Source organism: Acidobacteriota bacterium, assembly GCA_012517875.1.
Taxonomy (GTDB): domain Bacteria; phylum Acidobacteriota; class JAAYUB01; order JAAYUB01; family JAAYUB01; genus JAAYUB01.
This window is the reverse complement of sequence record JAAYUB010000046.1, coordinates 1-9,130: the sequence shown is the minus strand read 5'-3', so window position 1 is coordinate 9,130 and position 9,130 is coordinate 1. Positions and strand designations below refer to the sequence as shown.

The 9,130-nt window shown below is 68.3% G+C and carries 8 protein-coding genes; 1 reads left to right on the top strand and 7 read right to left on the bottom strand.

All coding sequences use genetic code 11. The features are described 5' to 3' along the window. Nucleotides 1-1,241, bottom strand: a 1,241-nt coding sequence (locus GX414_05640) for a hypothetical protein (GenBank protein NLI46573.1), incomplete at its 3' end; no start/stop codon positions are given. A gap of 629 nt (nucleotides 1,242-1,870) precedes the next feature. On the opposite strand from GX414_05640, the gene GX414_05635 reads away from it, so the two are divergent. Then, nucleotides 1,871-2,656 (top strand): hydrolase, encoded by a 786-nt coding sequence (locus tag GX414_05635; GenBank protein ID NLI46572.1) that lies wholly within the window; start codon nucleotides 1,871-1,873, stop codon nucleotides 2,654-2,656. A 538-nt stretch (nucleotides 2,657-3,194) separates the two neighbouring features. Here the strand turns inward: GX414_05635 and GX414_05630 are convergent. The 6 genes from GX414_05630 to recG all read right to left on the bottom strand — a co-directional run. Continuing rightward, complete coding sequence (locus GX414_05630; GenBank protein ID NLI46571.1) at nucleotides 3,195-4,274, bottom strand: M20/M25/M40 family metallo-hydrolase; 1,080 nt, start codon at nucleotides 4,272-4,274, stop codon at nucleotides 3,195-3,197. A gap of 150 nt (nucleotides 4,275-4,424) precedes the next feature. Next, complete coding sequence (locus GX414_05625) at nucleotides 4,425-5,417, bottom strand: tetratricopeptide repeat protein (GenBank protein ID NLI46570.1); 993 nt, start codon at nucleotides 5,415-5,417, stop codon at nucleotides 4,425-4,427. Between the two features lie 22 nt (nucleotides 5,418-5,439). Further along, a complete protein-coding gene (gene speB, locus GX414_05620; protein NLI46569.1) occupies nucleotides 5,440-6,309 on the bottom strand; it encodes an agmatinase in 870 nt (289 codons plus the stop codon). Nucleotides 6,310-6,429: 120 nt separating this feature from the next. Then, complete coding sequence (locus GX414_05615; protein NLI46568.1) at nucleotides 6,430-7,173, bottom strand: DUF1402 family protein; 744 nt, start codon at nucleotides 7,171-7,173, stop codon at nucleotides 6,430-6,432. 1 nt (nucleotide 7,174) lies between these two features. After that, a complete protein-coding gene (gene dut / locus GX414_05610; protein ID NLI46567.1) occupies nucleotides 7,175-7,588 on the bottom strand; it encodes a dUTP diphosphatase in 414 nt (137 codons plus the stop codon). 27 nt (nucleotides 7,589-7,615) lie between these two features. Further along, a partial coding sequence (gene recG, locus GX414_05605; protein NLI46566.1) for an ATP-dependent DNA helicase RecG occupies nucleotides 7,616-9,130 on the bottom strand: 1,515 nt, incomplete at its 5' end.

Here is a 9,130-nt window from a genome sequence, read left to right as displayed (position 1 = left end):
CGCAGCGCCGCCAGGGCCGGTCCCAGGGCGGTGGCGGTGGTGATGCCCACGTCGAAGGGGCCGCTGCCGAACCAGCCGGCGTACGCTGCGGCCGCCGCGGCCGGATCGTAGCCGCCAGTCCGGACGATGGACCGCGCCAGCGCCAGCGCCAGCTCCGAATCGTCGGTGGGCTGGCCGGCCAAGATGTCCCACTGTCCGCCGTCGGCGAGCTTCCACAGCCCGTCGGGATGGAGCCGCGCGATCTCCGCTGCGCTCCGGAACTCCACTTGGGCGCCCAGGTTGTCGCCGGCGATCTGCCCCAGGAGGCACCCCTGCGCCCGGTCCAGCAGCGCCGCGTCCGCCACCAGACGCGCCGGATCGGCCTCGAGCAGGCCGTACGCATCGTCGGGATGCGGGACCGGTCCGAACACCTCGGCCCACGGCCGGCGGACCAGTTCGGCCGGGGCTGACCCCGTCCCGCCGACGCAATCGCCCACGGCGGCTGCGCCCAGCGCGTCGTAGACGACCGGCGCACCGTCAATCCGGTGGAGGTTCCCACCGGCGCCCAGGAGCAGGGCGTGGCCTGCAGCCACGTCCCAGTCGGTGGGGCTGTTCAGCGAAACCGCCGCCGCTCCCTCTTCGGCGGCTGCCAACGCCAGCCGGTAGGCGATGCTGGGCTCGCCGCGGTAGCGCCGCGGGGCGCAGAGTCGCGCATTGACGGCCGGTTTCCGGTCGGCGGCCTGGCTGAGTAAAACGACGGCTGGGGCACCGGTACGGGGAAACGGCAGCACTACGCCGTTGCGGGTCAGCGGCGCTCCGAGCGCCCAGGCCAACAGGTCGCCGTAGCCGGCGCGGGCGGCGTAGGCGTAGACGACGCCCAGCACGGGCCGGCCCTGGTGCACCAGGGCGATGGACACCGCCGCGCCCCGCCACCCCCGCTGGAACGAAGAGGTGCCGTCGTTGGGATCGATGAGCCAGACGGGCCCGCCAGCCACGGCCGGCGGGCGGTCCGCCGCGGGCAGCTCCTCGCCGCGGAGACCGCTGGCGGGAAAGGCGTCACCCAGGCACCGGCGGATCAGCGTCTCGGCTTCGCCGTCGGCGGGGCAGTGGGCGCGCGGCCCCCGCGGCCCGCCGGGGCGATGGAACTCGTCTAGGAGAAGGCGGCCGGCGGCCAGCGCCGCGTCCACTGCCGCACGGAGCTCGGCGGCGTAGGGGCCGGCGCATGGAACGTTCAGGGTTACGGGATTTGCTGGTGTCGTCATCGGGGCGTCCCTCGTTTTAGCCCATCATACCACCTGCGGACTTCGAACATCGGATTTCGGATTTCGTGCTCGTAATTGGTAATTGTCATCGTCAGCGTGATCGGGCTCGCGGTTCGGGATTCGGGGCTCGCTCACGTGACCGTCGTGCCTGCCTTCAATCCGGCGTTTGAAGGTTCGCAGGTTTCAGGTTCGCGGATTGACGAATCCCGGGTTGATGGTTGATTATTGATGGCTGATCCGCCATCTCACCCCTCCCGATTTTCCCGTTTACCCATTCACCGATTCATGCTGCAGCGAGTCCTCCCTCGGCGGCACCGCGGTCTGGAGTGCGCGGACACATCTGCGCTCTGGTTTCCCGCGGAGCAGGCGCCGGGATCTTGCTTCGCGCCCCCCCTCGCGCGCCGCGATATTGCCCTGCGCTCCGCGCAAATCCAGAGCGGCGTCATGCCGCCGCACTCCAATCCGGCGTACCGCCGCAGCGGGACAGGCGCTTCACCACCGCACTCCGAAGACCGATTGGGGCGTTGATTGCAGGACGCGGCCTATGGATGCGGCTGTGGTATCATGCAACAAACGATGCGCGGACGGAGGTGCGAACGATGCGGACGGCGCGCAGGGGCTCACGGCGAATGGCGGCGGCGCTGGCGGCGGTCGCGATCGCTCTCGCCCTGGCCGCCGGCGGGTGTGGCAAGAAGCCGCGGACACCGGTGCCGGACGCGCCTCCCACGGCGCCGCCCACCGCCCGGCCGGTGCCGGGCGCACCGGGCCTGGCCCGCACGGGCTACGCCATCCAGGTGGGCGCCTTCGCCCAGGTGGCCAACGCCGAGCGCTTCACCCGGGCGCTCCGGCTGCAGGGCCTCGATGCCTTCTATTTCCTCTACAAGTCGGGCCTGTACAAGGTGCGCTTCGGCGACTTCGCCACCCGCGAGGCGGCCCGCGGCGAGGCGGAGCGCCTGCGACGGTCCGGCGCCATCGACGACTACTTCATCGTGAGCCCTGAAACGTACTCCGTGGCCGAGGCGGAGAGCAAGGGCGAGGACTTCCTCCGCGACCGGATCGTCCGCACCGCCGAGAGTTTCATCGGCACGCCGTACCAGTGGGGCGGTACGTCGCCGGAGGAGGGCTTCGACTGCAGCGGCCTGGCCCAGGCGGTGTACCAGCTCAACGGCCTGAACCTGCCCCGCTCGGCGGCGGCGCAGTACGACGCCGGTCGCGAGGTGGCCGCCCACCGCCTGCAGAAGGGGGACCTGGTGTTCTTCTCCATCGCCCGGAACGGGCGCGTCTCCCACGTGGGCATCTACTGCGGCGACGGCGCGTTCATCCACGCGCCGGGCGCCGGCAAGCGGATCCGCACCGACCGGATGGCGGACAGCTACTTCTCCGCAAGGTATGAGGGGGGGAGGAAATACTTCTAAGAGAATTCCATTTGTCATCGATCATCTGACATTTTCATCGGGCATTTCGGATTATCGGTTATCTGAGATAGCTTATAGTTATTCTTGGTGATTGGGTGCCGAGTCTGTTCTCGCTGTTGAAGATATTTCAGACCTGGGATTCGACGGGACGATCAACTGACCGCGCGCCGGCGGAGCGTCCACTCCCGCCCTGACCCACAGATCCAGAGAATCATGTGCGACCCGCTTCACGGATCGTCCCCGATCCGGGCCGGGCTTGGAGATCCCCGGGGGGGGACCCGGGGCTACTCATGTTCGACCGGCGAGCCGCGGGTCGCCGGAGGGTCTCCCGCCGGCAGTGTAAGGCCGCGGTGCACACGGTGCGGGAGAAACGACGCGCCCGTCCACCGCCATGCCGATCATTTGGTTCCGGCTACGTCGGGTTGGGAGCACGAACAAAGAGGGACGGGAACGAGCCGCCGGTCTCGAGCCTCGATGACGATTACGAATTTCGAGCACGAATCGGCCCGATTCACCGATTCACCCATTCACCGACGGGTCACGCCTTCATCTCGAAAATGCGGTGCAGGATCTTCACCGCGGTGACCATGTCGGGCACGGCGATGAGCTCCTGGGCGGAGTGCTCGTTAGCGGCGCCGATGCCCAGCACCGCGGTCTGGATGCCGCGGTTGTTGTAGATGGAGGCATCGGTGAAGCCGCAGATGTATGTGGTGCGGGGCTTCAGCCCCACCGAGGCGATGGCCGCAAGGCAGGTCTGGACCACCGGTGTGCTCTCGGGAATGCCCACCGCCTCGCACTTGACATCCACGCGGATGTCGGCGGTCGCACCGCTGGCCTCGACCTCGTCCCGGATGGTTCGGGTCATCCGCTCGGCCAAGGCCATGGCGGTGGCGTGATCCAGGGAGCGGCACTCGGCGAGGAAACCGGCCTTCTCGGGGACGCCGTTCCGGACGATGCCGCCGGAAATGACGCCGACGTTGGCGGTGGTCTGGTGGTCCAGCCGGCCCAGATCCAGCGCGGCGATGGCCCGGGCGGCGGCCTGGATGGCCGAGATGCCTCGCTCCGGCTCCATGCCGGCGTGGGCGGCACGACCGGTGACGTCCACGTCGATGGCGACGTAGGTGGGGCCGCCGATGACCACCGTGTCCAGGACGTCGCTGTCGAGGAGGTACCCCTCTTTGGCTCGGATGAGCGACAGATCGAGGTTCTTGACGCCCAGCAGCCCCACCTCTTCCTCGCGGCTGACGGCGAAATCGATGGGCGGATGGGCCGGCGCCGTCCGGATGGCCTCGATGGCCTCGGCGATGCCCGCCTTGTCGTCGGCGCCCAGTATGGTCTCGCCCCGTGATGTGATGACCTCGCCCTCGAGCACCGGCTCGATCCCCCGCCCCGGCTTGACCGTGTCGGCGTGACAGGCCAGCAGGATGGGCGCGGCGGTGGAGTTTTGACCCGGCCAGCGGGCCACCAGGTTGCCGTAGGCGTCGCGGACGCACTCGGCGCCGAGCTCCCGGGTCAGGTAGCCGGTCAGGTACTGCATCATGGCCTCCTCATGGCCCGACTCGCTGTCGATCCGGACCATGGCCATGAATTGTTCCACCATGCGCTGGGTGTCGATCACAAGGCACCTCCTGGGGGGACGTCCGGCCGCGCCTCGGCGGGCCGGCGAACAGAGCTATTTGACCACAGAGCCGCGCCGAACTCAAAAAGAAAAGGCCGCCGGATGCACCGGCGGCCGGAACCGTCATCGGGTGATAAACCGCGGATCGTGCTACTGGATGCCCAGCTCGGTCTTGGCGGTGGCGATGTACTCGTCGTACTTGTCGGCCAGGCCCGCTCCCTCCAGCAGCTTGTAGAGCTGCTCGGCGGCCTTGGACGAGATGGGCTGGTTCAGCACCGCCGCCTTGGCGAACGCGGGGGCGGCCGCCTTGGCCTGCTTGCCGAACCAGTAGGACAAACCGAGGTAGAAGTAGCTGGCGGCATCCTTCGGATTGACCTTGACGACCTTCTCGAAGGTCTCGGCGGCGGCGGTGAAGTTGCTGGCCTTCAGCTGGGAGTTGCCCACCGCGCCGTAGCAGGCGGCCAGAGTCCCGTTCTTGAACGCGGCCCAATCGCCCTTGAAGTCGGCCGGCGGCTCGCTCACCTCGAGGAGGACGATGACCTTTTGGGCGGTCTCGATGGCCTTGGGGTCGTTCTTGCCCGCGTAGTAGCCGTACAGCTTGTAAGCCAGATCCACCTTCATGAGCAGGGCGCCTTCCTGTTCCACCGCGCCGAGGTATTTTTCGGCGCGCGCGATGTCACCGCACTTGATGGCGGCGTCCGCCATGTAGTACGCCATCTGGACGTTGGGTTGCTTGGCGTAGAGGATCTCGGAATTGGCCAGGTAGTTGGGGAAGTCCTGCTTGAAATAGTAGGCGGACGCCAGCGCCTGGACGGGCACGTCCGAGCCGGGCACCATCTCCCGCAGGCGCGTGGAGGCGGCAATGACCTGGTCGTGGCTCCCCTTCTGGATCGTGGCGTTGGCCCAGGCCTGGAACTCGGCCACGACGTAGTTCATCAGGGTGGAGTTGGGGAATTTCTCCAGGAACTCGAAGATGGCCGCTTCTTTCTTGGTCAGATCGGTCTCGGCCTTGGCCTTGTTGTAATAGGAATACTCCTCGTAGGTGTATTCCTCCTTCGCCTCCTGCGGCACGGCGACCGCGACCAGCAGGGTGAGGGCGAGCGCAGCGGTCAGGATGAGCCTGATTCTGCCACGATTGATCATATTCTGCCTCCCAAAATTGGATTCACGACTGCCGAAAACGTTCCTGCATCGACATCATCTTGTAGACCAGGCGGGCCGCGACGAAATCGCTAGCGGGGAAGCCTTCAACGGGGGCTAGTTCCACCACGTCCGCTCCGACCACCCGGCGCGACGCGAAGACCGGTTCCAGCAATGCCAGCGCGTCATACCAGGATAGTCCGCCCGGTTCGGGTGTCCCGGTGGCGGACAAAATCGATGGATCCAAGCCGTCCAGATCGAAGGTAATATAGACATCCGTCGGGAGATTTGCAAGCATCTTCTGAACGGCTGCCGCCGGGTCCCGGAAATATTCGTGGGCGAAAACCATGGTTGTCGGCAGCCTGGGCAGCTCGTCGTGCTCCTCCTTGCTCAGGCTGCGGATCCCCACCTGCACCGCCGGGCAGATGTCCACCACCCGCCGCATCACGCTGGCGTGGGAGTAGATGGAGCCTTCGTACTCCCACCGCAGGTCCGCGTGCGCGTCCACCTGCAGCACCCCCAGGGTCGGGTAGCGCTCCCGGTAGGCCCGCACGATGGGAAAGGTGATGGAATGTTCGCCGCCTACAAAGATCAGGAACTTGTCTTGCGACATGAGTTCTGCGGTTCTCGAGGAGATAAGATGGATGTTCCCCTCGATAGTTTCTTCCGTTAATTCGAGCGGCGGGCAGGTCCAGATGCCGGCGTCAGCGGGCTGGAAGCCGTACTGCTCGTCGAACAGCTCCATGTAGCGGGACGCCGCGACGATGGCGCGCGGCCCGTCCGCGGTGCCCTTGCCGTAGGACGTGGTCCGCTCGAACGGCACGGGGATGACGCCGAAGCGGGCGCGGTCCGACCGTCCAAGTTCCGCGCTGACATCACCGAAGTTCCAGATCATTTGCCTTCCTACCGGTCAATAGCCGGCAATGTACCAAATGGCCGCAAAGCGTGTCAACGAAGGATTGAAGAACGGAATATTATCAGGAATCCCGGCGGGCCGCCTTGCGTCGCGGCGCGCTCAGCGTCCGTCGAGCAGTCGGGCCACCTCCGCCCGGACGGCCTGCGCGTGGCGGCCCATCTCGTTGGGTTGGAGCCGGCGCTCGTCGGGCGGCGTGCGCGTGTATTGGCGGGCTCGGCTCGCGGGGCTGCCGAGGCTGTAGAGAGTGGCGACGATGCCGGCGTCGCGGGCGATGTCGACGCCGGCGATGCGGCGGTAGGCATCGATGATGTTGGCGACCACCGCGCCGGCGCTGTCAAGGCAGTCCGCCGGGTCCAGCAGCGCGGCCAGCAGCGCACGCAGCCCGCGGGGAGGTTGCTGCCGGACCTGGGCCACGCGGGGCTCCACCTCGATGGCCAGCCGGAGCTGGATCTGGGCCGGTCCCACGCTGCAGAAGTAGAGCAGCCGCTGGTAGGCCGCCGCTTCGCGAGGCTCGGCGGCGGCGTCCCGAAAGAGCGTCGCCAATTCCTGGAAAAAGCGGTCATCCTCGCGCCGGAGCAGCCCCTGGATATAGGACTCCTCCATGTCATCCCAGGCGGTGCGGCAGTCGATCTCGGTGGCGACCACGGTGGCCAGCACGACCGGGTCCACGCCGTAGGCGACGGCGGTGCGCCGGATCGCATCGCGGTGGCTGGTGACCCAGCGCCGGGCCGACTCCGTCAGCGGAGCCGCCGGCTCACCGCCGGCCAACAGCGCGGCGACTGCCGCGGCCACCATCAGCCCGGTCAACAGGAGCATTCCACCCGTGGCGCGCCGTGTGTTCACTTCACCGCCCCGTGGATCCGAATCCCCCCTCGCCTCGCGCCGACTCCGGCAGCTCGTCCGCCGGCACGAACTCGGCCGACTCCACCCGCTGGACCAGCAGCTGGGCGATCCGGTCGCCGCGCCGGATGTGGAACGGCTCCCGGCCGTGGTTGATGAGGAGCACCCGCACCTCGCCGCGGTAGTCGCTGTCGATGACGCCGGCCATGGTGTCGATGCCGTCGCGGACGGCGATGCCGCTGCGCGGCCAGACCAGCCCCGCGTGACCCGAGGGGATGGCCACCCGCAGCCCGGTGGACACCAAGCGGTGTTCGCCCGGCGCCAGCGTCAACTCTTCGGCCGCGTGAAGATCCGCGCCGGCCGCATGGGCCGTGCTGCGGCTCGGGGGCACGCCGTCGCCGGTGAATGGAATTTGCATACGCTTTCGCCTCCTTGGGCGCGGGTCTCAACCCACCAACACCAGGCCGAAACGGTCCGCCCAGTCGCGGCGGATCCGCTGGAGCAGGGCCATCTCCGCCCCGGCTGGCTCGGCCATGGCCCGGCTGACGAACGCCGTCGCCTCGACCCGGGCCAGCTCCAGCAGATCCCGGTGGTGGATGAGCGAGCCGAACCGGAAATTGAGCACCCCCGACTGCCGGGTGCCGGACACCTCGCCCGGCCCGCGGATGGCCAGGTCCTCCTCGGCGATGCGGAAGCCGTCGGTGGTCTGGACCATCACGTCCAGCCGCCGCCGGGCCTCGTCGGTCTTGCAGTCGTGGGCCACCAACAAACACCACCCCGGCTTCGTGGAGCGGCCGATGCGGCCGCGGAGCTGGTGGAGCTGGCTCAGGCCGAAGCGCTCGGCGTGCTCCACCATCATCACCGTGGCGTCGGGGATGTCCACGCCCACCTCGATCACGGTGGTGGAGACCAGCACCTGGACCTCGCCGCGGCGGAACGCCTCCATGACCGCCATCCGCTCGGCCTCGGGGAGCCGGCCGTGGAGCAGACCGACGCGGACGCCGGGGAAGACGTCCTCCGACAGCCGACGGTGCGCGGCCAGGGCGTGCTTGAGGTCCACCTTCTCCGACTCCTCGATGAGCGGGTAGATCACGAACGCCTGGTTGCCGGCGGCGATCTCGTGCCGGATGATGTCGTACGCCTTGGGCAGGTCCCGCTCGCCCTCGAGGAGCAGGGTACGCACCGGCATGCGGCCGGCGGGCATCTCGTCGATCACCGACAGCGACAGGTCGCCGTACACGGTCAGGGCCAGGGTGCGGGGAATGGGGGTGGCGGTCATCACCAGGATGTCGGGATTCTGGCCCTTGCGCATCAGCTCGGCCCGCTGCATGACCCCGAACCGGTGCTGCTCGTCGATGATGGCCAGCGCCAGGCGTCGGAAGTCGACGTCCTTCTGGATGACGGCGTGGGTGCCCACCACCACCGGCGTCTCGCCGGCGGCGATGCGGCGGAGCGCCGCCTCTTTTTCCGCCGCAGGGCGCGAGCTCGTGAGCAGCTCCACGGCGTAGCCGGTGTGGGCGAGCAGCCGGGTGAGCACGGCGTGGTGCTGCTCGGCCAGGATCTCGGTGGGCGCCATGAGCGCAGCCTGGCAGCCGTTGCCCGCCGCCACCAGGATGGCCTGCGCGGCGACGATGGTTTTGCCGCTGCCGACGTCCCCCTGCAGGAGGCGATGCATGGGCCAGGGCGACGTCATGTCGGCGACGATCTCCTTGATCACCCGCTTCTGCGCCGCGGTGGGCTTGAACGGGAGCGACCGGCGGACAGTGTCGCGGATGGCGTCGGTGACCGCGATCCGGTGCGGCTTGGCCACCCGCCTGCGGCTCTGGTGCATGAACTGCAGGCCGGTCTGGAGCAGGAAGAACTCCTCAAAGATCATCCGCCGGTGGGCCGGCGAGAGGCCGGCGTTGAGCGCCGCCAGAGCGGCCGCGCGCGCGGCGGGCTCGGTCGCTTCCACCGCGGG

Excerpts from the sequence above, each read along its gene's own strand:
- GX414_05625 (NLI46570.1), bottom strand. The coding sequence starts at position 5,417 with ATGATCAATCGTGGCAGAATCAGGCTCATCCTGACCGCTGCGCTCGCC.
- GX414_05635 (NLI46572.1), top strand. The coding sequence starts at position 1,871 with ATGGCGGCGGCGCTGGCGGCGGTCGCGATCGCTCTCGCCCTGGCCGCC.
- dut (NLI46567.1), bottom strand. The coding sequence starts at position 7,588 with ATGCAAATTCCATTCACCGGCGACGGCGTGCCCCCGAGCCGCAGCACG.
- speB (NLI46569.1), bottom strand. The coding sequence starts at position 6,309 with ATGATCTGGAACTTCGGTGATGTCAGCGCGGAACTTGGACGGTCGGAC.